Origin of the sequence: Bacillus cereus group sp. BfR-BA-01311, assembly GCF_022664295.1 — a bacterium.
Lineage (GTDB): Bacteria > Bacillota > Bacilli > Bacillales > Bacillaceae_G > Bacillus_A > Bacillus_A cereus.
This window is the reverse complement of sequence record NZ_JAKUHC010000007.1, coordinates 38,397-61,988: the sequence shown is the minus strand read 5'-3', so window position 1 is coordinate 61,988 and position 23,592 is coordinate 38,397. Positions and strand designations below refer to the sequence as shown.

Below are 23,592 nucleotides of genomic sequence, written 5' to 3'. Positions count from 1 at the left end.
ATGTAGTTTACTAATTATTGAAACAGGGGGTATTTATGCGACAAGATGAGAATTTGCCACATTTACATCAAAGCTTAAAAGAGAGGCATATTACACTTATGTCTCTTGGTTCTACTATTGGAGTAGGATTATTTTTAGGTTCCGCATCTGCTATTAAATTAGCCGGTCCATCTATTTTATTTGCATATACTATAGCTGGATTTGCTATTTTTTTTATAATGAGAGCGTTAGGGGAAATGACTATTCATAGACCCATATCAGGATCTTTTGGCCAGTATGCATATGACTATTTAGGTCCACTAGTGGGATACCTAACTGGTTGGAATTATTGGTTTTTATGGGTTATAACCTGTATGGCTGAAATAACCGCTATTGGTGTATATATGCAATATTGGTTTCCAAATACACCACGTTGGTTATGGGCCCTATTGGCACTATTATTAATGAGTATTTGTAATTTTATGGCTGTAAAGCTTTATGGAGAATTAGAGTTTTGGTTTTCGCTTATAAAGATAGTGACTATTATTTTTATGATTGTTGTTGGGACAGGGATGATTTTATTTGGTATAGGTAATCAGGGGATTCCTACTGGAATTCATAATTTATGGGATCACGGCGGGATTTTCCCTAATGGTATAAAAGGGTTTTTACTTTCATTACAAATAGCATTATATGGATATTTAGGAATAGAGATGATTGGTCTAACAGTAGGAGAAGCCCAAAATCCTAAAAAGTCAATTTCAAAGGCAATAAATAATGTGTTTTGGAGAATTTTAATATTTTATGTAGGAGCTTTATTTGTAATAATGTCAATTTACCCATGGAATAGTATTGGAGATCAAGGAAGTCCATTTGTATTGACTTTTGAGCAAATAGGTATAGCTAAGGCAGCGGCTATAATAAATTTTGTAGTGGTAACAGCAGCACTTTCTTCATGTAATGGAGGGTTATTTAGTACAGGTCGAATGTTATTTACATTGGCAAGACAAGGTAAGGCACCTCGGGCATTTGGAGAATTAGGTAAAAATGGAGTTCCTATTAAATCGACGTTAGTAACATCCGCTGTTTTATTAATAGGAGTAGTCCTAAATTATTTGGTGCCAGGAAAAGTGTTTACTTGGTTAACTAGTATTGCTACATTTGCAGCGATTTGGACATGGATAATAATAATAATATCTCAGTTGCAATTTAGAAAAAAATTATCTAATACGGAAAAGAAAAAGTTATCATATAAAATTCCCTTTTTTCCGTATAGTTCCTATATGACTCTAATGTTTTTATTAGTTATTTTAGTAACTATGCTATATTCGGATGACAACCGCATAGCGTTAATCGTTGGTCCTATATGGATTTTAATGCTAACAGGAATCTATTATAAAAAGTTTAAAAAAGATAGCACGTTAAGTCATCGAAATCAACGAACCTCCTAAATTGATTTTTAAAAAATTTAAGGGGATGACTATTATTGTGGGATGGGCCACCATCCAAAGTAAGAAAATCTTGGGCATGTGCTTAATTATTAAAGAATGCAGATCTAATAGGTTAGCAGATGGTGGCTCATTTTAATTTAAAGTTAGTTAAAAAGAACTAGGGAAGGGTAAGAACTCTAGAAAGATTTTTAATTGCTTTTTTTAACTATGGTTTGTTTATTTTCAACAAAATAATATTATTAATAAATAAAAAAATTTTATACTTAGATTTACATTTTTTTATTTTGTCTGAAATTTTAAAGATAATTATATATTTATTAGAAAAAAATTAGGTTTAGGAGTGTTAATTATGCCAAAAAATACAGTAGAAGAAATTATGAAAGCAAGAAAAAGTGTGAAAAAATACGAAAAAGGAATAAAAATCCCTCAAGATCAAATAGAAGATATTTTAAAATTAGCTACTACTGCCCCTTCAGCTTGGAATTTGCAGCATTGGAGATATATAGTTATTTCGTCAGAAGATGGTAAGAATCGCTTATTACCAATTGCGTATAATCAAAATCAAGTAGTAGATTCATCTGTAACAATAGTAATTTTGGGAGACTTAGAAGCTAATAAATCTGCCTATGAAATATATAATCAAGCAGTTAAAGAGGGACATATGAATCAGCAAGTTTGTGAAACTTTAATCGATCAAATTGAAAGTGCCTATAAACATAATAAATCATTCGCAAGAGATGAAGCTATTTTAAATTCATCATTATTTGCAATGCAGATTATGCTGTCAGCGAAATCAAAAGGGTATGATACCTGTGCGATGGGGGGATTTAATAAAGCAGCGCTTATAAAAGAATTAAATGTTTCAAGTCGCTTTGTACCAGTTATGTTATTGACAATTGGTAAGGCGGCAGCACCGGCTTATCCAAGTTCTCGTATTTCATTGGATAAATTGGCACTTAGAGAAGAATTGTAATAAAACAATAAGAAATGGAATGATGAATAGCTATGCGAGAAAAAAAGAGATTAGCAATAATTGGCTCGGGTGTTTCTGGTTTATGTACCTTTAATTATTTAATTAAGGAATTCAAACTTTTAAACGTAGACCTAAATATAACAATGTATGATAGGAACGCTATGATTGGGCCTGGAGTACCATATCAGGAAGATTATGATGTCTTATTATTAAATAGACATTCTCAACAAATGTCTGTGTTCAATGAAGAACCTGATGACTTTTGGCAGTGGTATAAAAAGAAACATGAAGTATATTTTTCTCTAGATGAATTCCTTCCAAGACGTTTTTTTGGACAATACCTTAATGAAACTTTTCATAAATCATTAAAAATAGCTAAAGATAAAAATATTTATGTAGATGTTAAGTTTGATGAGGTTGTTAATATACAAGCCATAAATGATGATAAATTTATTGTAACATCTTTGAAGGATAGAACAGAGTATGATTACGTGATATTGTGTCTAGGTCACACTAAATTATCTGATTATTACGAATTGGAAGGTAATGAAAAATTTATTTATGACCCTTATCCGTTAATAAAAACCTTAAATAATATAAATGATAAAGAGGACATAGGTATTTTAGGATCTAGTTTAACTAGCATTGATGTTAGTGTAGTTTTGAAAGAGAAAGGGCATCAGGGGAAAATCCATATGTTATCAAGAAATGGATTGCTTCCAGCTGTTAGAGGGAATATTCAGCCGTATAAATTAAACTTTTTTACTGAAGAAACTCTAAATGAGTTACTTTTAAAGAATAATAATGAAATTACACTTGAACAGATAATTAATATTCTAAGTAAAGAATGTCAGTATGTAGGTTTGAATTTGAATAATATGATATATAAAAGAAAACATAATCTAACACCTAGTCAAGCAATAGAAAGCGATATGAAAAATCTAAATGAGATAGGTTTATGGCAATCGATTCTAATGACGGCAAATGATGTGATTAGTGAATATTGGTATTATCTAAATCCAAATGATAAGATGGTGTATTTGAAAAAATATGAACGCTTATTTATGAGTGAAAGGAATCCTATGCCTATATTAAATGCAAAGAAGATTTTAGAAATGCTAAATGAAAACAGGCTTGTGGTTAAAAAAGGAATAAAAGATATAAAAATTATAAATGATCAGTTTCAAGCTTATTTTAAAGATTCTGAAGAAAAATATGGATACATTGTTAATGCAGTGGGATCTACAAAATATTTACACAAATCTTGTAGAGATCAATTATTAGATCATTTAATAGAGTTTGGAACAGTAAAACTAAATAATTATGGTGGTATTGAAGTAGATTTTAAATCTGGAAGTATTATTAATGCAAATGGTAAGGTAAATAAGCAGCTAAAAGCTTTAGGGCATATTACTTGTGGAACTTATTATTTCACAAGTTCTGTTGAAATGATATCTAAGCAGGCAAAACTAATATCAAATGATATTTTAGAACATATGTCTAAAATCGCATTGGTGAGTGTATGAAATTGAATTTCAGAATGGTTAAGAATAAAAATAATTTACTTTTAATAACTTTAATTTGCTTAGTGTGTATACCTCAACTATCTATTAGTTTATATTTACCTTCATTACCTCATATGTCAAATGATTTTAATACTGGAAATGATTTAATGCAATTAACCTTAAGTATATATATGGTTGGATATGCCATATCAACTTTAGCTTGTGGAATATTTTCTGATAGATATGGGAATAAACCAGTAATTACTTTTGGATTGTTCTTATATTTATTAGCAACAGTTATTTGTTTATATACCTCAAATATTTATGTTTTAATTTTGGGTAGATTTCTTCAAGCACTTGGAGGCGGTTGTGGTACGGTACTGGCTAGAGTTATTGCTAAAGAAAAGTTTAAAGATAAAGAACAATTGAATGTACTTACAAATTTATCGACGGCAATTGCAGTTACACCAGCAATTGCACCAGCGATTGGAAGCTTTATTCAGACGTATTTAAATTGGAGATATTGCTTTGTATTTTTATTAGTTCTTGTGTCTATCGTTTTAATTTTAACTTTATGCATTTTAGAGAAAGAAAAAAATGTACAAGGTAAAAAGAATATAAATTTAAAATCTATATTTAATAATTATAAATTATTACTAACACATAAAATATTTTTAGCTTATAGTGTTGCTATAGGACTTGCTTGGTGCGCATATTATACATTTATTCAATCATCTTCTTTTGTATTACAAGGATTCTTTCATGTTAGCCCAAAATCATATAGTTTAATGTATGCTTTGGTAATTATAGGATATATTATGGGGACCACTTTTACTAGAAGAAATGGGAGTAGGGTAGGCCTAAATAAAGTAATTATGTATGAAAGCTATATTGCCCTTTTTTCTTCAATATTAATGGTAATAGCCGTTTGGATTATTCCTTATAATCCATTTGGTATAATATTCCCGATGATGTTACTAATGATTGGTGTAGGAGGGATTTTTCCTGCATGTCAGGCTGCAGTAATGAAACCATTTAATGAAATTGTAGGGACCGCTTCAGGATTGTTTTTCTTTATACAAATGATATTTGGCTTCTGTTGTGGCCTTATACTTAGTGCTTTTAATATGACATCGCAGCTTCCAATGGTCTTAACTATTTTAGTTTGTTGTATTTTGTTAGTTGCAAGCTTTTACCAATTAATTTATAGGAATTTTAAAGAAATAAAACGTGCTTAATAGCATTCAATTTAATAAACCTTCAAAATAACTACTTAAAAACCAGTTATCTGAAGATAACTGGTTTTTATTTATATAGATCAAGATTTTAAAAAAGCTATTATTGTAGCTACACCGATGGTTGTTATAATTGTATTTCTTATAAGAGTATTTAGAAGTTACATTACTTACAGGTTATAGTAATAATCAAATTGTACTAAAAATTTAGTTAGTATGCAAAAAATGAGAAGAATGTTTGACACTCTTCTCATTTTCTGTGATTAGGGTCTGCATACTCACCAAATATGCAGTTGAGTAGATTGATGGATAAACAATCTACTCAACTATTATAACAAAATAATTAAAGCATTAGATATGCAATGTTACATATTTGGTGCTAATAAAGTTGATATTCATTCTTTTAGTTAGAAAGATGTTATTGCCTGAAGTAATTAAGAATATTAATTTAGAAATTGTTGAGGGAGTATTTCAACTGTATAACAACATTTATAAATTCTAATATAAGGTTGTATATTTATTACCTGTTGTGGTAGTTATAAGATTATTTTTAATAATAAAAATGAGAAGAATATTTATCATTCTTCTCACTTTTAGTAATTAAGGTTGCCTACATACATTTTCGTATGTGTGGATTCGATGAATGTAAGATCCACATAACTATTATAACAAAATGATTAAAGGTCTTCATATGCAATATTGCATATGAAAAGTAGATATAATAGCACGGTTTTTTTTATGATTAGAATTATTATTGTATTCTTTCTGTTTTTATCTGTGAAATTATGAAGGGCTATGATGTTTCATTGTGGGTGAAAGAATACAAATCTTTCGTAAGTGAACCTAGTATTATTAATTTCTAGACACACATCTTTTTATGAAAATATAGAAGTGAATTTCAATAATTCTTATTTATCTTATAAGAATTATAAGGTATAATAAAATTAGGTGCAAAGATGCACTATTTGAAAAAGAGTTCAAGGCAAAAAGGAATCCGTAAAGGATTCCTTTTTTTGTTTTTTAGAAAATGAAACAAATTTGTAATTATCTCCTTTAATTCACTGGTTTTAAAGTTAGTTACTATATACTTTATTAAAAAGCCAGTACAACCATAATGTGAAGTCTCGATAATATTGAACTTGAATATACAATTGCGATTAATTATTATACTAGTCTGCCAAATAATCAATTTAAATCAGAACATTCAGAATTTAAGGAGGTTGCTTTTAAATTATATATTAATGAATTATGCCTCCTTAGATAAAACAAATCGAGTTCAGATAAACGAAGAACATAGAATACATAATTTTTAACTAGATTTATTGTTAACTAATTTATCCCCACCACCAAGCTCCGCCTCAATCTGCGAAGTCTTCGATGACTCATCCATACGCCAATACGTAATAAAGCTTATTGCGATACATCCAGCTACGTAGAAGTAGAATAGTGATTCCATTCCGATACTCTTTAGCCATAATGCGATGAACTCAGCTGTTCCGCCAAATATCGCAACTGTTAGTGCATATGGTAAACCTACGCCAAGTGCGCGAATTTCAGTTGGGAAGAGTTCTGCTTTTACAATTGCGTTAATGGAAGTGTAACCAGTAACGATGATGAGGCCGACCATCATGAGTAAGAATGCTACGATTGGTTCTGTCGTTTTTTCCATAAAGAAGAAGATTGGTGCTGTTAGTAACGTTCCGAGAATACCGAATGCCATTAATAGTGGGCGGCGTCCAATTTTATCGGATAGTAGACCCGCAATTGGTTGAAGTACGACGAATATAAGTAGTGCGACAAAGTTAATCCAGCTTACAATTTCTTTCGGAAGGCCGACTGTGTTTACCATGAACTTTTGTAAATATGTTGTGTACGTATAAAATGCAACAGTGCCTCCTAATGTTAGGCCGACTACTGTCAATACTGCTTTTGGGTGTTTCATAAGAGCGCGAACGGTTCCTGCGCTTTCGCGTTTTTGTGATTTTATGTTTGAGAACTGCTCCGACTCATCCATCGTGCGGCGAAGCCATAATACAGCTACTGCGCCCATCGCTCCAATAATGAATGGAATACGCCATCCCCAAGCTTTCATATCTGGTTCGCTTAGTAATTGCTGAAGAACAATTTGAACGCCTAATGCAACCATTTGTCCGGCAACGAGCGTTACATATTGGAAGCTTGAATAAAAACCGCGGCGACCACTACTAGCCATTTCAGATAAATACGTTGCGGAAGTTCCGTACTCTCCGCCAAGTGATAATCCTTGCAGTAAACGGGCAAGAACTAAAATAATAGGTGCCATAATACCGATGCTTTCGTAACTAGGTGTACAGGCGATAATTAAAGAACCACCGGCCATAACCGTAATCGAAAGCGTTAATGCTGCTCGGCGTCCGTGCCGATCTGCATAACGTCCCATTAATAAACTTCCGATAGGGCGCATTAAAAATCCAACCGCGAAAATAGCCGCTGTGTTCAGTAACTGACTCGTTGGATCGCCTTTAGGAAAGAACTCTGCTGAGAAATAAACAGCGAAAGCAGAGTAAACGTACCAGTCGTACCATTCAATTAAATTACCGACAGAACCTTTGAAAATATTGCCGGCGACTCGGTTAGGTTTTGCTTGAGCCATAATCATTCCTCCTCTTGCTAGTAATAAAATGATAATTATGAAAGCGTGTTCATTATAGTTGAATTGTACTGTTCTTTAAATGAAATCTCAATATTTTGACAATTTTATTCTTTTTGTACTTTATGAACATGGATATTTTTAATAGTTGCTTCATTTTCAGTTTTGTCATAATAATAGAAAAAGGAGATTGATAGTTTTGAATATTTTATCAAAGGATATGAAGCATGAAAAAATCACGCAAAGTGTCATTACAAACGAAAATAGTAAGCTTAATTATCGCGTTAATTTTATTTGTCGTTCTCCTATTAACAGGAATATTTGTTTACATTCAGTCCGTTGATACGAAGCACCAAGTGGAACAGTTAGCACTGCAAACGGCTAAATCTCTTTCTTTTATGCCAGCTATAAAAGATGCTTTTCAATATAACGAGCATAAAAGTACCATTCAATCCATTGCGGAACAAGTTCGTGAGCAAGCTGGTGCAGATTATGTCATTATAGAAGATCGCTTTGGGGTGATGTATTCCCATTCTAATTCGGAGTTAATTGGCACAAAGAGTAACAATCCATATAACTATGAAGCACTCACTTTTGGTGGCTATTATACGCTCGAAGGAAATGGCGAAAGTGGTCCTGCTTTAATGGCGAAGGCACCCATTATTGTTCATAACGGAGACTACGATCAAGTAGTAGGCGTTGTGACAGTAGAATTTTTAATAAAAGGTATCGAATCTAACATATTGAGCAGAACGAAAGAAATTATACTCTTTTCCTTAGCGGTATTATTAGCCGGCATTGTTGGTGGCATTCTTTTAGCGCGTAGCATCAGGAAAGATACACTCGGTTTAGAGCCCAATGAAATTGCAGCGCTATACCGGGAACGAAGCGCGATACTACTATCTATAAAAGAAGGGATTATCGCCATTGATCAAAATGGTTTTATTACGATGATGAATACGTCGGCAGAAGAGATGCTACATGTAAATGGTGATTATATGCAGCAGCACATTTCAAAAGTTTTACCGAATTTTAATATGGAAAGAGTGCTAGAAAACGATCAAGAAATCGCGTTTCAAGATAAAGTGTTTATTTTAAACATGACACCGATACTCGAAAATAATAGTACGGTAGGCGTTGTATGTAGTTTTAGAGATAAAACAGAACTGCAAAACTTAGTGAATACGATATCTGAGGTAAGAAAATATTCCGAGGACTTACGTGCTCAAACGCATGAATTTACAAATAAACTTTTCGTCTTATCAGGATTACTTCAGTTAGGACATTACAAAGAAGCGATTGAATTTATCCAGCAAGAATCTAATATTCATCAAAGCCAAAATCATATTTTATTCCATCAAATTCATGATGCAAAAGTACAAGCTATTTTATTAGGAAAACTCGGAACAGCGTCTGAAAAGAAAATCGATTTTCATATTGAAGGAGATAGCGCGCTTCATCCGTTACCAGACCATATAAAGGTTTCGCATCTTATTACGATTCTTGGAAACATAATCGACAATGCATTTGATGTGGTGAATGAACGAGAGGAAAAGAGTGTTTCCTTCTTTGTTACGGATATTGGACACGATATTGTGTTTGAAGTGATAGATAGTGGAGTAGGGATACCGGTTGAAAAAATCACGACCATTTTTCAAAAAGGATTTTCAACGAAAGGAACTGATCGTGGTTACGGGCTAGCAAACGTGAAAGAAATGGTAGATCTACTAGAGGGAACAATTGAAATTCAAAACGAGAAAAATGGGGGAGCTATTTTTACAATTTACCTTCCGAAAACATTGAAAGAGAGTACATGACAAACAGGGGGATGGGCACATGTTGAAGGTTGCAATTGCAGAAGATGATTTCCGCGTCGCGCAAATTCAGGAAGAGTTTTTATTAAAAATAAAGGATGTAAAAATAATCGGAAAAGCATTGAACGCGAAAGAAACGATAGAACTACTACAAAAGGAAGAAATCGATTTACTTCTATTAGATAATTATTTACCAGACGGAATCGGAACAGAATTATTACCGAAAATTCACGCCGACTTTCCAGACGTTGACGTCATTATGGTTACTGCGGCAAATGAAAACCATATGCTAGAAAAAGCAATTCGAAACGGCGTAAGCAACTATCTTATAAAACCGGTCACGTTAGAAAAATTCGTTCGTACAATTGAAGACTATAAAAGAAAGAAGCAATTATTACATAGTAACAATGAAGTGAATCAAGCACTTATCGATAACTTCTTTGGCCTTTCGCAAACACAAGACATAAAAAACTTACCGACAGGTGTAGATCCGTTAACACTGCAAAAAGTGAAAGGGATTATAAAAGGATTCGAAGAGGGCATTACAATAGAAGAAATGGGCGAACAAATGGGGGCCTCCAGAACAACCGCAAGAAGATACTTAGAATATTTAGTAGCGACCGGCGAATGCACAGTAGAGTACACATACGGCATTATCGGACGACCAGAACGAAAGTACCGAATAGGACGAGGACTATGAAAAAACGATTATTACTATGTATATGGATCATGACAGGAGTAATAGCTGGTTGTTCTTCGGAAAAATCCCATACGAATAAAGTAAACATAGACAAAGTAGAAATCGTTGCGCCAAACGTTCAAGGAGCAGGATGGGACTTAACAGCACGAGCGATGCAAAAAACGCTGAAAGAAGAAAAAATCTTCACAAAACCAATCACTGTCACAAACAAAGTAGGTGGCAGCGGTGATGTCGGATGGAAATATACGAAACAAAAAGGTGGTCACGTACTGGCGATTAACTCAAGCTTACTCATAACGAACAACCTACTAGGCCACAGTAAACTAACATATAAAGACTTCACGCCGCTCGCAACTCTCGCATCGGACTGGGAAGTCGTTGTCGTATCAAAAGACTCAAACATAGAAAACGCAAACGAACTAATGAAACAACTAAAACAAAACAAGAAAAACTTCAAAATCGGAGTTGCCCCCGGCCTAGGAAACGACGATCACCTATCATTCGTACAAGTAAGCAAAGCATTCGGCATAAACCCAGCCGAACTACAATTCTTCGTCTACGAAAACAAAGGAAAAATCATAAATGCTCTAACGAACAAACAAATAGGCGCCGCAACCATGACCCTATCCGAAGCCGAAAAACAATACAAAGCCGGCAAAATAAAAATACTAGCCGTATCCGCACCAAAACGACTAGACCGACTACCAGAAATCCCAACATGGAAAGAACAAGGAATCAACGTCATCTTCCAGCACTGGAAAGGGATCATGGGCCCGAAAGATATGACGGAGGAAGAGGTTGCTTATTGGGATGGTGTAATTAAAAGGATGGTTGAGAGTGAGAGTTGGAAGGGGATTTTGAGGGAACGGGGTTGGGAGAGTTTTTATAAGGGGAGTGGGGAGAGTAGGGGATTTTTGGAGGAGAGTAGTTTAGGGTATGGTGAGCTGATAGGAGGAATTGGCTTGAGATGATGAGAGATAGTATTTCTACAATAAGCTATATAAAAACACCTCCTCACTGTATGTACTAATCATGTGAAGTGAGAAGGTGTTTTTTATGGTTATAGAACTAAAGATAAATTATTCATTAACGCTATTGGCAACGACAGAAGCAATATAAGAATTATTCAACCAATAACACTGCTTTGTAATATGCTGACCATCAGGTAAAGTTACTTTATCGGCACCGTTGCGAGCTTTTGGTCTAATATGCGCGACACCGTTGAAGTTTATTTTTGGTAGGTTATTTGCTTCGACGACTTTGTCACCGCGTTTTTTATATTCAATTTGAATACCCTCATGTATTACTTTATTAACTTCTTCCCATAGTTCACGTATTTCTTTTTCTATTGTAGGAGCAGGCATGTTCCAAAGTTTAATACCTTTAAAGTAGAGTTTACGATTTGGACTTTCTTTTTTTGTTTGGTTAAATTCAAAAATTACGAATAAAAACTTGGTTTGATAGAAGCGTTCTCTAATTTCGCTTTCTTCCCATGATTCGTTTGTCCATTGATGAAAATCGATTGTTTCAAATGACATGCTTTGTTCGGGTTTACCGTTAGGCTCTAAACGAACTGTTTTAAATTCTATATTAGCTTTCGCAAATTCTTCAATTTTATCGAGTCGAGTTCCTTTGATACCAAGTAAAGAGCTTACTAATAGTGGAACAAAGCTTTTGGTTGTAGGTTTGTAATCAATAGATAATTTTTGAGCGATTTCTTGATCAGTTAAGCCTATGTAATTTTCAAATTTTGAATAAAGGATTTCTTCTAAAGATTTTCCTTTTAGTTCATTTGTTGTTGTAAAACTTACTAGTTCTTCGTTTAGGTGATACCTGCGAACTAGTGCTGTCATGTAAGAAGGCTTTAACGAAAAAGCTCTTTGCATTGCTGGAATTTCAGAATGCGGTTGTGAGCGAAGTGAATTTTTATTGGAACCTTTTGTACAAGCTCCTAAATAGTTTGTATCACCTTCGGATAATTCATGTGCTTTGCCGGCACGAATTTTATTTACGATGGTTTCCCAGTCTTGTTTAATTATTTCTAAATCAGCTTCAGGATAGGTGAACAGAAGGCTTTTTGTAATATGAAAATCTTTACGGTCTACGCCAGGTACCCATTCATAGAACATTAGTAGTAGCTTTTCGTTTTTTTTCCAAAAGCTTGATGTCTCAAAGTGTGTATGAACTTCTTCCATATAGTTGATAATATTTAAGACTAGCCGTTCTTTGGCCGATAGTGAACCGTTTTTATTTTGTTTAAATGCAGTTACTTTGAGTTCAATACCAAGGTGTTTAAAGTCAGCTTCTGCGTTTGAATTTACTTCATATCCAAAGAAGCTTTCCTCAATTACTTGCCCTAGCCCACCTTTTGATTTTGCATTTGCGAGTCGGTCAGTTGTATCGATTTCACCAAATGTTTTTCCTTCAGCTTCATGTGCTTTTTTCATTAGTTCTTCTATTGTAGTGTAGTCCATAATAATCTCCTTTCTGTATCCAGTGCTGCGGTGTATGATTTTAAACAATACATATTAAAGTTATGCTATAATAAAAAGCTGTTTCAAATTTATATAAGTAAAATTTATAAGAGGGAAAAGACAGTTTATATTATTAGATAACAGTTATATTGAATTTATTCAATATGAGTTATGTCCTTTATAATATTGATAAAGTGCGAACAGTTTTCTTAATTGGTACAAGCCAAACAAGGAAATACAAAAAAGTACGGTTCTTGAAATGTTATAGTTGATCTTTTCCTTACTTTTTATTATAATGAAGCATAGATAAATAAAATACCGAAAGGATGTTCGTGTATTTATGGTGAAAGTAGTAGAACTTTTCGCGGGAGTAGGAGGTTTTAGATTAGGACTAGAAGCAAACGAAAACTTTGAAGTTCTTTGGGGAAACCAGTGGGAACCCTCAACTAAAGCACAACATGCATTTAATTGTTATGCAACTCGCTTTGAAAATAAAGGAATACATGTAAATAGAGATATAGCTGAAGCTTGGCCGGAAATACCTGAGCATGATTTATTAGTAGGAGGCTTCCCTTGCCAAGACTATTCTGTAGCACGTACTTTATCAAATGAAAAAGGAATACAAGGGAAAAAAGGTGTTCTTTTTTGGGAGATAATGAACATAGTTAATTCTCGCAAGCCAAGATTTGTTTTGTTAGAGAATGTAGATAGATTATTGAAGTCACCAGCAAAACAAAGAGGTCGTGATTTTTCAATTATGCTGGCTAGCTTTAGAGATGCAGGTTATGTAGTGGAATGGAGAGTCATTAACGCTGCGGATTATGGGAATTCACAAAGAAGACGAAGAGTATTTATTTTTGCGTACTTAAAAGAATCTCATTTCACATCTGTTCAAAGTAAAATGAAGCCGTTAGAGATATTGTGTGAAAATGGATTTTTCGCTCCGATTTTTAAAGTGCATGAAGCGCCTGAGGAAAACAAAAAAAGAGGGCAATTTGAGTTGCCGGTCGATATTATTGAGGTTTCTGATACATTTAAAGCTGAATACTATAATTCTGGCGTGATGATGGATGGACAAGTTTATACTGAAGAAGTAGTTCCGGTAACTGAAAATCCAGAGACTTTAGGTGAAGTTGTTCAAAAAGTATATGATAAATTTGGTCCTGCAGATGAATCATATTATTTGAAAATGGATAAGGTTAACAAAAAGGGCAGAACGGAATTTGAGGAACTTAAGTATCTTAAAGGTCCTAAAAAAGAAGAAAGAGTATCAAAAGCGACAGGTCATAAATATTTCTACTCTGAGGGAGGAATGGCTTTCCCTGATGATTTAGATAAGCCTGGACGCACAATGTTAACAAGTGAAGGAACATGTAATAGAAGTTCCCATGTAATAGAAGATCCTCATACAAAAAGGCTAAGATATTTAACGCCGGTTGAATGTGAGTTGTTAAATGGTTTCCCGATGGACTGGACAAATACGGGAATGCCACAAAGAAATAGATACTTTTGTATGGGAAATGCTTTAGTGGTTGATTTGGTGAAGCGCATGGGTCAAAGGATTTTAGAGATTAATCAGGAAGAAGAAAAGATGAAGGACTTTGTGCAGTTGAGTTGGTTTTAGTTGACAGATATTGTATAAGTCAATATATAGTTTCTATAAGAAAGTAGCTTGATTTTGTATCAATACAGAATCAAGCTACTTTTTTTGAAATGAAATTGATGATGATTAATAAGGATTATGTAGAGTCTATGTAGTTTTTCGATATCTTGAAATTTATAATATATACAATCCTTATATTGCAGTATAACGGTAATTTTTTTATTCTGCCAACGTCTTTATTATGGTAAAGAAAGAAGGGATTAACTGAAATAATCGTTATAGAATTGGACAGAATGTGGGAATATCATTACACATTAATTATATGTTTTTTTCGAATCCACCATAATTAGCCATTTTTTGATATAATTTTATAAAGCAGGGAAGTATAACATTATGATATTAAAAGAAAAGTTCCTAAATAAAGGGAGATTAGAACCATGAGGAAAGAATTAACATGGAAGCAGTTAAAAAGAATAATAGAGTTAAATGATAGTTTAATGGATTATAGTGAATTGCAAATAATGTTGAAAGATAAACCAGGACTTGCTGTTGCTTATATGGATCAAGTATTTTGCGCCATTTCATTTCAGCGAATGCAGCAGTTAGCAATACAAACAAGTAGTGAAGAAATCAATGAATCTTATTTTGAATTATCAACAATAGAAACAGCATGGTTGCTATTAAAAAGTGAGTTTGGCATTTCCGATAAAGAATTTGATTGTGCTATGGAATACTATACGGTAAGTAAGAAAAAGTTTAAAAATAATTTTACTGTGCAGGAAGCTCAACAAAGTTTGGATTGTATCCTATTAATTTCGGAAAAGTTAGTAATTGATGAGTCTAAAACGGAAGATGTCGTTAACCTAGATGTGAGCCAAATGGAGGCTGCTGCTACAATAGATGAAGAATTAAGGGAGGACATAACGACCGAAATTACCTATTCAAAGGACGAGAGTAGGTTTGTTTCACTGTTAGAAGTCTTACAATCTTCCTCGAAGGAATCTGTAGTAAACGCTAACTCATTTGGACTTCTTCAGAATTATATGCATGTGGAACGGGATATTCAAAAAGAGTTAGAAAAAATATTGATAGATTTAAAGCAGAAAGAAACCCCGAGTTTAATTCTCTTATGTGGGAGTGTGGGAGACGGTAAGAGTCATTTGTTGGCTTATATGAATGAAAATCATTCTGAACTTTTAAAAGACGTGATGATTCATAATGATTCAACGGAATCGTATAATCCTGATAAAAATTCATTGGAAACACTTGAACAGGTGTTAGCACCTTTTGAAGAGGGGGGGATTGCTAATGGTCATGTTATTATTGCGATTAATCTTGGTATTTTACATAATTTTTATAGCCAACAACGAAAAAATGGTAGATTTCAAGCTTTATGTAATTTCATAGACAGTTGTGGGGTGTTTGATAAGGGACAGGATGTAATCAGCCATGATGGAAATTTCCGTTTGCTTAATTTTGCTGATACACAACCATATATATTAACAGAGGAAGGGCCAAAGTCTCCGTTTTTCTTACAGCTCATTAATAAGATAACAAATCAAGATTATGCCAATCCATTTTATACTGCGTGGGTTCAAGACAAAGAAAATGGAATAATCAGTGCAGCACACTATAACTATTTTTTATTACAACAACAAGAAGTGAAGGAATCAATTGTTCAGTCACTTATTGAAGCGATGATAAAGAAAAAGGTGTTTATTTCCACTCGGGCATTTTATAATTTTTTATTTGAAATTATGGTACCTACCAAGCATAAATTGCTTGTAAATGATTCAGTAATTCCCGTAAACGATATGTTACCAAATTTAATGTATGGTCACCCGGATCGCTCGTTCTTACTAGCTACTCTAAATGAAATTGATCCATTAAAAAGAAGGTTGAAAGGAACAGATCAATTAGTCTCAAATCTTATACTAAAAGCAGACCCATTTCAATATGTGAAGGAAGTACTGGGAGAAAAGACAAGTATTGGCGCATGGGAACAAGTTAATAACATGCATCAACAGGGGACTCAGATAGAATTTGCTAGGCTATTCGTACGACAACATGCTTTATTATTTAAACAGGATTACAATGACGCCTATCATGAGTTTATAGCATATCTATATTCTTTCTATAAAGGGAATGAAGAAAGAATTGGTAGACTTTTTGAGTTAATTGAAAAAGTGATTTATGCATGGAAGGGTTCACCAAGGGATCGTTATGTTTTTTTAGATTCTCCTAACAAGAGCTTTAGGGTTGCGTTTGAAATTAATATTAATCCAGAAGTGGATGAAAACGTGTTCAATTCAGCGAGTCAACTAGATAAGATAGAGCGCTTTATACCATCAATGAGGATTGGGTATAGCCAAAATGGAAAGACATTTCTATTTGAACTAGATTATAAACTATATTCACTACTCAAACGAATAAATGAAGGGTATCGTCCTAACCGTCAGGATATACAAGATGCACTTCAATTTTATGAATTTCATGAAAAAATCCTACAATCAGTTGATAAGAAAAATAATATGCTTCTAGTTCGTACTCATGATGGAACCATTCTTGAAGTGAAGAAGCCACGGTTTTCGAAAGCGAAGTTTGAAGTTGGGAAGGTGAATTAAGAGGATGTATCAATTAGACTTTGATAAGATCGATAAATTTATAGATAAAAGTGGAAAATATACCTTCAGGAGACGTTCGGTAACAAGTGTTTTACCACTTCCAACAAGGGAACCAGAACGTGTTAAATTTGATAGGGGTTTTTCTTCTATTACGGGTGGTATAATTCGAAAATTACATGGGAAATCATTATTTATTGAGACGAGCCATGGCATTGTTGAGGATATTATTTCTAACGGTAAATTTAATGATGAAGAGAGTAAACTCTTGTTTACCCATTACTTAGAGGAACAAATAAAAGAGTTGCATTTAGGAAGGGTTACTTCGCTTAATCAGTTAGAACGTATTCCTTTGTCAGAAAATGAAAATGAACGAAAGGGAGAAATCGATTTTATCAATTTCTTTTTTGATACGTTTATCAGTAATGAGGTAGTTCGTGTACAAAAGATTCTACAAAGACAAGATGATTCAGATTTAATATCAGAGATATTAAGTCTTTCTACATCGGATTCTGCTGTGAAAAACAAAAGTATGGTGACCTATCATAATTTTTTTCCTAATTTAAGAGAACAGTTTATAAAAGATTTAGATAATTTAGCTAGTAATTCTAGTTTTTTAGTTAATCATATTTCACTGTTTTTTGTTCATTATACATTTATCGCGATGTCTCAACTCATCCTTCAGACCAATAAGATGACTCGTTTTTGCCAAGATGAATTCTTGCCTGTTTATTACATTTTACAATGGGAAACACCCGCGAAATGGCGAAACAGCTATCGTCAGGGGAATAAAATGTTGATTGGAGAAATGGATGGTTTTTTTGCACATGAACATGCTTTGAATATTTTAGGGATGAATACAATATCGGATGCGGAAAAACCAAATCAGTTTTATCATGATATCCAACATCAATTAAAGGAAGCTGGATTTGAGGCTGAACGTAAATATATTCAATCTATTTACAAGTGGCTGACAGAGGTATACGAAGTGAAAACTAATATTAATGTTGAAAAATATTCGGATGATAAAACGTTAGAGATGGCATTTGATGATTTGTTTTCCGCAATAAAAACGGGAATATCCAGTGAAATTAACTCTCGTTATCAAAAATCGTTTCAAACAATTGTTTCAAAGTTTTTTCGAAAACATGGTGGGTCTCTTGGTACGATTCTTTCCCTGTCTCAGGAGCATTTGTTAATGTTGGTTGCGGTATCAATTACTGAGGACAGGATAGAATTAAAACAATTATGGACTGAATTAGAAAAACGTGGCGTTTGGCTTGATTTTCATTCCAAAGAGGAAGTAGTAAAAGTGCTAGATAAATTAAATTACATGGAAAAGAAAAGTGATAGTGGGGATGCTCAGTATGTTAAATCAATTTTATAAATATATCGGTAACCAACTTGTTTTATTTTTCGAAAAAGAAGCTTCCAGGAATAAAACAGATCGATACTTTTTGTATCTACCAACTGAAGAAGTTATCTCTAGTTTGTATAATGCATTAAATGAGAATGATAACTGTGAACCATTTGTTTATCGACATGAAGAAGGCTCAAAGTCATACGAAACAATTGCTTTGCGTTTCGGAAAAATCAAATATGTTATTGCTACTACAAGTAACAATACCAATATTGATTTCCTTGTAACCCTTCGAAATGAGATGAGTAAGCAAAAAGGGGACTGGGAAAATACTTCTTTAATTCTACTATGTAATACGTTGAATGATTCAATTCGTGGTGGTAGTAGAGATCTTATTGGAGAGGGATTACCGCTACATGTTAATCAAATAGCTGGAAATCTTAATCAGCTATTGTTAGAAAGTAATTTAAATCCAATTGAACGGAAGATGGCTAGTCATTACTTAAATAGAAAAAAATCTGAACATCAGTTAGCAAATTCCTCATTTCTCGATTTTGAGGATGTGTTAGCACTTGTAAATAAAGGTAACCTGGAACACGAAGATTGTCGTTCACTGCAATATTTTTATGATTCAAAACTTGAGGATCTTGTCAAGGAACAAGAATCTCATTCTATTGATTCTAGTAAATGGAAGAATTTAGAGAGAAAGATTAATAAAAGGCTGACAGAAAATAATAGTCAGCATGAAGAAATTGAGAGATTACGTTCACTGGGAAATCCAAAGGAAAAACTAGAAGAAACCTATGATAAAGGTGGTAATAAGCTAAATAAAGAAAATTGGTATACCGTCGATTTTTCAGACATAGAGGATTGGAAGGAAGCGACGAAGCAAAAAAAAGCAATCGAATTTTATGCTGAAAAAGTCAAAATCACTGTAGAGTCACAGACACTCCAATTTTGGAAACGGCCTCAATCGAGTACAGCTGCTGGACGTAGGAACTGGAGCTTTATTATTTTTCATCCTACATATAAAGAGGGTGAAAAAATTGAGATTACTTTACCATTTGACCGACATACCAAAACAGAATTTTTAAATTCAACTAGTAAAAAGATTGCTAGAACGAGGGGGCATTCATTAATAGCTGAGTTGAAACTGGAACAAGATGGAGCGACATTTGGCAGGATAGTTTACAAACATGAAAAAGCAGCAAGTGGTAACTATTCATTCAATTTTGTTGTTGTCTCTAGTGAAAAGCAGTTCTTTGAGGCCTTCCAAACATCTTTTCAAGTAGTAGCAACTTCTAAAGCAAAACAATCCATACATCTAACCTTAAGTAATCAAAGTTTGATTTTTGGTGATGGAACTATGGAGGTCGATTTAAAAGAACAGGGACAATCTATTTCGATAGAAGATGGTGCTACAATCCGGTTTACGCCAGGGTTGTTAGATGAAAATGATAAAAATATTCGATTTTCTATTTTAACCCAACGGTTCGAATTACCGGTCGAAGTGGCTGATAAAGTGCTGAAAAATATTCCTATTAATGGAAAGGAGATATGGGAAAGAAAGCAGAGTATTCAAAGGTCACTATTAACAGATTCAGAAGTGAAACGAATAGAGATTGATAATCTACCATATGTTACCTTTGAAAAAGATCGCCCATTTCTCTTAATGGAGTTTGATTGGCTTAGAAAACGAGTTCGCCAGGCTAAAATTAAATTTAACACACTGGTACCACAGCAAGTGGAGCTGCCAGAGGAAGTGGAACAAGCATATGACGATTTCTTAGAGGTGATTGAACAAACAGAAACAATTCCATCGTTGCTTTATTATTCGGACTTAATTCGTGAAAAAGCAGAAATCTATGTTAAATCTTATATAAAGGCAATCGAAAACATTTCAGATAAACAAATTATGACAAATGAGGAAAGAGGTTTATTTTATCTAGGAAGTGCAAGGGATGAACAAGTAATATATATGACGCCTTTCTCACCGTTGAATGTAGCTTATCAATTACAGATTACGGAGGAATGTAAAGGTGAGACAATTGACGTCAATATCCTGAAGAGATTGAATGCAGTATACACATTGCCTTATATTGTGGCCTATTCAGGGAATTTATTCAAACCTACTATGGATAGTCGATTGCCTGAATGGCATGCCTTTTTACCTAGTGAAAAAGTGACTGTAGGAGAAACCAATACGTATTTGGCTCAAGTTGTAAAGGAAAAACTTGACCAGTTTTGTGACCATTATGATTACTTATTTGCATTAGATTCAAAATCTCCAATACTACTAAATATTATTAACATCCCCAATGATAGGGAAATATTAAATGGAATCGTTGAATGGTTGAAAAAACATATCAAGGAGACGAATAAATTGTCAGAATTACGACCAATTGAAATAGTCTCCTATAGACAGGATATGGATGGTTATAGTGTATTTGATGAGCTTAATGATATAGGGAATGCAGAAGAAATTTCTAATCGACTTGGTATCAATTTTTCGATGGGTGATTATCTAGCAGAGGATGTTTTATTTACGATTCAACAGGTTTTACGTTACTCAAAACGGGATATTTCTGAAAAAGTGGGATATAGCCATATCACCTTTTATAAAATGAAAACAGAAGAGGAAGTTGTTAAGCAGTTAGTTAAAGATGCACCAAGTAGCTTAAATCTAAATGGCTTATTTACGACTGTTACATCTTCCAAAAGCGATAATGGCGGATATCGGGTAGGTTTTGGAACAGGTGATGGAAGTAATATAAATCAATCCATATTAGAAATGTTTGCAATAAAAATGAATGAACTTGCAGCAAACATGACAGCTAAAGGACAAAACCCCTATACAAAAGGAATTTCCTTGGCAATGCATATTAGTGCAGAAGATGAAGAATATTTATCTTCGATATACAGTCAATCTCACTGGTTGACTTTTATAGATCCCGTATTGGATTTGAAGTATTTTCAAGAATCATCAGATAATCTGGTGATTGTTCATTACAGCGATCAGCATTCATCGTCCAATCGCTATGATGCAATTACAGTAACGGATAAATCTAATCAATATTTTAATGTAATTCGTGATTTTTTGAAATCACAAAGGGTAAACGTTTGTGATGAAAATATTGAAGGTGTAATTCGATTGTTTAACACTTTCAATGGAGAATGGCTCCTGCGTGCTGTACAAGGACGCGCACATGATAGGCGTGAAAAAATGAGTGTCGTATCTGCGATTAAACAGGCATTGCTTTATTTTGAAAAACCAGATGTGCTTTGGGTTCCTATCTCTATGGAGGAGATTGTACGGGTAGCAGGGAGTGTCAAATTAAGCAAGAAAGCTGGTATTTTTTCTGGGAAAACGATTGGAAGACGTGGGAATTGCAGTGATGACTTGCTAATGATGGGGTTAGAACAAACTGAAGATGGATTAAAAATTCATATGTATCCTGTTGAAGTAAAAATAGGTCTAAATGATTCGAGTGTTATTGAAAAGGGAATTAGTCAAGTTAAAGAATTAAAAAATCGATTAGATGAACAATTAATTGGTCAAAATACGTTTGATGCTAAGTTTCTCCGCAATTATTTCACTAGGCTTTTTATTAATAATGCCGCTAAAATGACATATAACAAAGTATGGCCTGAAAAAGATTACAATCTCACGCCAGATGTTATCAATGATTTACTGAATGACAAGTTTGAAATTGTAAATACGCTACGTGCTGATTATGGACAAGGGCTTCTCATTTCTTTTAAAAAAGGGGCGCAATTGAAGGTAAAAGAGAGACGACATGGAGTTATTATGTTAGAGTTTCCTGAACAAAATGGATATGATACCTTAGCGAAAACAATGAAGCAGTTGTCCGTGAGTTATGAGGAACAACCTGAAAAAATATATTCTATTCCTAGTAGAATGGATATGGAAAATGAGATTGCGGCAGAGCACTTAGATTCTTTTAACGAAGACGTGGAAAGTATTGAACGAAAAGAATTTAATATCTATAAACTAGAATGTAACCATACATCTAGTGTGGCGATTGGAGAAAAAGTTAAAGATTCTGATGATATAGAGGGAAAACATTCTCGCGATATATCGTCATTGCTGAATGTAAACAAAAAATCAGAAACTCTTTCGTGTAATCAACCATTAATAGGAATAGAAAACAATCAAAAAATTTACTGGGAATTTTTTGATAGTCAATTATCCAATCGTCACCTTATAATTGGAGGACGTTCTGGACAGGGGAAAACTTATTTTATTCAGTCTTTATTACGAGATTTATCAAGAACGAACCAATCCGCTGTTGTACTTGATTATTCTAGTAGTTATACTCGTACACAGTTAGATCCAGTATTCTTAGAAGATGTGGGTAATCGATTTAGAGAACGAATTGTGTATCATGAAGGGTTCCCGATAAATCCATTTCTGCGACGCGAAAAGGAAGTTGCTGGGGTTGTTGGGAAAGAAAAGCCGACCGAGGTAGCGCGGCGAGTAGTTGATGTATTCGCAGCTGTTTATAATAGTTTTGGAGCACAACAAAAGAGTGCCCTTTATGAAGCAGTAAAGCGTGGTATCGAACGCTATGATGATAAAATGAAAATGGAGCATTTGCTTGAAATCCTGGAAGAATTGGACGGATATGCAAATTCAGTATTATCGTCTATCACTACTCGAATCGTCCAATTTGTTGATATTGATCCGTTTGATTACGAGTCTAGAAATCAATGGGAAGAATACTTTTCTCCAGGTGGAAATATTACAATTATTCAACTAGCTGGATATGACCAGGATGAGATTAAGAGACTTATGACTGAATTCATTCTTTGGGATTTATGGTATTATACACAAAACGGAACAAAGGATAAACCAATTCCAGTCGTCTTAGATGAGGCACAGAATCTTGATTTTTCAGATGGCTCACCCTCTGCTAAAATACTTCGCGAAGGACGGAAATTTGGTTGGTCTGCATGGTTTGCTACACAGACCTTTAATAATTTTTCGAAGGACGAGCTTTCTATTCTTGATAATGCAGGAACTAAAGTTTACTTTAATCCAGCAGAAAGTGAAGTGCGTGTATTAGCTAGTCGAATTGGAAATGCTACACCTGAAGAGTTACGTATGTTGCAGAAAGGGCAATGTCTTGTACTAGGGCAATTTATGCAAAGAGATCAAACCTTGAGTAAACCCATGTATCATATTGTGAAGGTGCCGCCTATAAATAGTAGATAACGAAAAAAGGGT

13 protein-coding genes are annotated in these 23,592 nt (G+C 33.8%); 11 read left to right on the top strand and 2 right to left on the bottom strand.

Annotated features, from left to right (window positions below):
- The first annotated feature begins 35 nt into the window (after positions 1-35).
- The 4 genes from MR136_RS17460 (at position 36) to MR136_RS17445 (ending at position 5,146) form a co-directional block, all read left to right on the top strand.
- Positions 36-1,430 (top strand): amino acid permease, encoded by a 1,395-nt coding sequence (locus MR136_RS17460; RefSeq protein WP_001248298.1) that lies wholly within the window; start codon positions 36-38, stop codon positions 1,428-1,430.
- A 349-nt stretch (positions 1,431-1,779) separates the two neighbouring features.
- Positions 1,780-2,403 carry a nitroreductase family protein gene (locus tag MR136_RS17455; protein WP_078421156.1) on the top strand — a complete coding sequence of 208 codons (624 nt, stop codon included), beginning with the start codon at positions 1,780-1,782 and terminating at the stop codon, positions 2,401-2,403.
- A 32-nt stretch (positions 2,404-2,435) separates the two neighbouring features.
- Entirely contained in the window at positions 2,436-3,929 is a 1,494-nt protein-coding gene (locus tag MR136_RS17450; RefSeq protein ID WP_078421155.1) for an FAD/NAD(P)-binding protein, read from the top strand.
- On the top strand, positions 3,926-5,146 hold the full coding sequence (locus MR136_RS17445; RefSeq protein ID WP_000772962.1) for a multidrug effflux MFS transporter: 1,221 nt from the start codon (positions 3,926-3,928) through the stop codon (positions 5,144-5,146). The genes MR136_RS17450 and MR136_RS17445 overlap by 4 nt, the downstream gene beginning before the upstream one ends.
- A 1,306-nt stretch (positions 5,147-6,452) precedes the next feature.
- Here the strand turns inward: MR136_RS17445 and MR136_RS17440 are convergent.
- Positions 6,453-7,775 carry an MFS transporter gene (locus tag MR136_RS17440; RefSeq protein ID WP_242259543.1) on the bottom strand — a complete coding sequence of 441 codons (1,323 nt, stop codon included), beginning with the start codon at positions 7,773-7,775 and terminating at the stop codon, positions 6,453-6,455.
- Positions 7,776-7,999: 224 nt separating this feature from the next.
- Here MR136_RS17440 and MR136_RS17435 point away from each other — a divergent pair, with 224 nt between their 5' ends.
- From MR136_RS17435 to MR136_RS17425, 3 genes are read left to right on the top strand one after another with little or no spacing between them, the layout of a single operon-like run.
- Entirely contained in the window at positions 8,000-9,589 is a 1,590-nt protein-coding gene (locus tag MR136_RS17435; protein WP_242259542.1) for an ATP-binding protein, read from the top strand.
- Between the two features lie 19 nt (positions 9,590-9,608).
- The gene (locus tag MR136_RS17430) at positions 9,609-10,286 is read left to right on the top strand and encodes a response regulator (RefSeq protein ID WP_078421152.1); all 678 of its coding nucleotides are present in this window, start codon (positions 9,609-9,611) and stop codon (positions 10,284-10,286) included.
- Entirely contained in the window at positions 10,283-11,257 is a 975-nt protein-coding gene (locus tag MR136_RS17425; protein ID WP_078421151.1) for a tripartite tricarboxylate transporter substrate binding protein, read from the top strand. Before MR136_RS17430 ends, MR136_RS17425 begins: the two co-directional genes overlap by 4 nt.
- Before the next feature lie 108 nt (positions 11,258-11,365).
- On the opposite strand, the gene MR136_RS17420 is transcribed toward MR136_RS17425, so the two are convergent.
- Positions 11,366-12,760 carry a Sau3AI family type II restriction endonuclease gene (locus MR136_RS17420; protein ID WP_242259541.1) on the bottom strand — a complete coding sequence of 465 codons (1,395 nt, stop codon included), beginning with the start codon at positions 12,758-12,760 and terminating at the stop codon, positions 11,366-11,368.
- Between the two features lie 340 nt (positions 12,761-13,100).
- Between MR136_RS17420 and dcm the strand changes: the two genes are divergently transcribed.
- From dcm to dptH, 4 genes are all read left to right on the top strand, one after another.
- A complete protein-coding gene (dcm, locus tag MR136_RS17415; RefSeq protein ID WP_078421149.1) occupies positions 13,101-14,384 on the top strand; it encodes a DNA (cytosine-5-)-methyltransferase in 1,284 nt (427 codons plus the stop codon).
- A 416-nt stretch (positions 14,385-14,800) separates the two neighbouring features.
- On the top strand, positions 14,801-16,987 hold the full coding sequence (gene dptF / locus MR136_RS17410; RefSeq protein ID WP_078421148.1) for a DNA phosphorothioation-dependent restriction protein DptF: 2,187 nt from the start codon (positions 14,801-14,803) through the stop codon (positions 16,985-16,987).
- A 4-nt stretch (positions 16,988-16,991) separates the two neighbouring features.
- The gene (gene dptG, locus MR136_RS17405) at positions 16,992-18,371 is read left to right on the top strand and encodes a DNA phosphorothioation-dependent restriction protein DptG (protein ID WP_078421147.1); all 1,380 of its coding nucleotides are present in this window, start codon (positions 16,992-16,994) and stop codon (positions 18,369-18,371) included.
- Positions 18,352-23,580, top strand: a complete 5,229-nt coding sequence (gene dptH / locus MR136_RS17400) for a DNA phosphorothioation-dependent restriction protein DptH (protein WP_170879404.1) — start codon at positions 18,352-18,354, stop codon at positions 23,578-23,580. Before dptG ends, dptH begins: the two co-directional genes overlap by 20 nt.
- Positions 23,581-23,592: the final 12 nt, after the last annotated feature.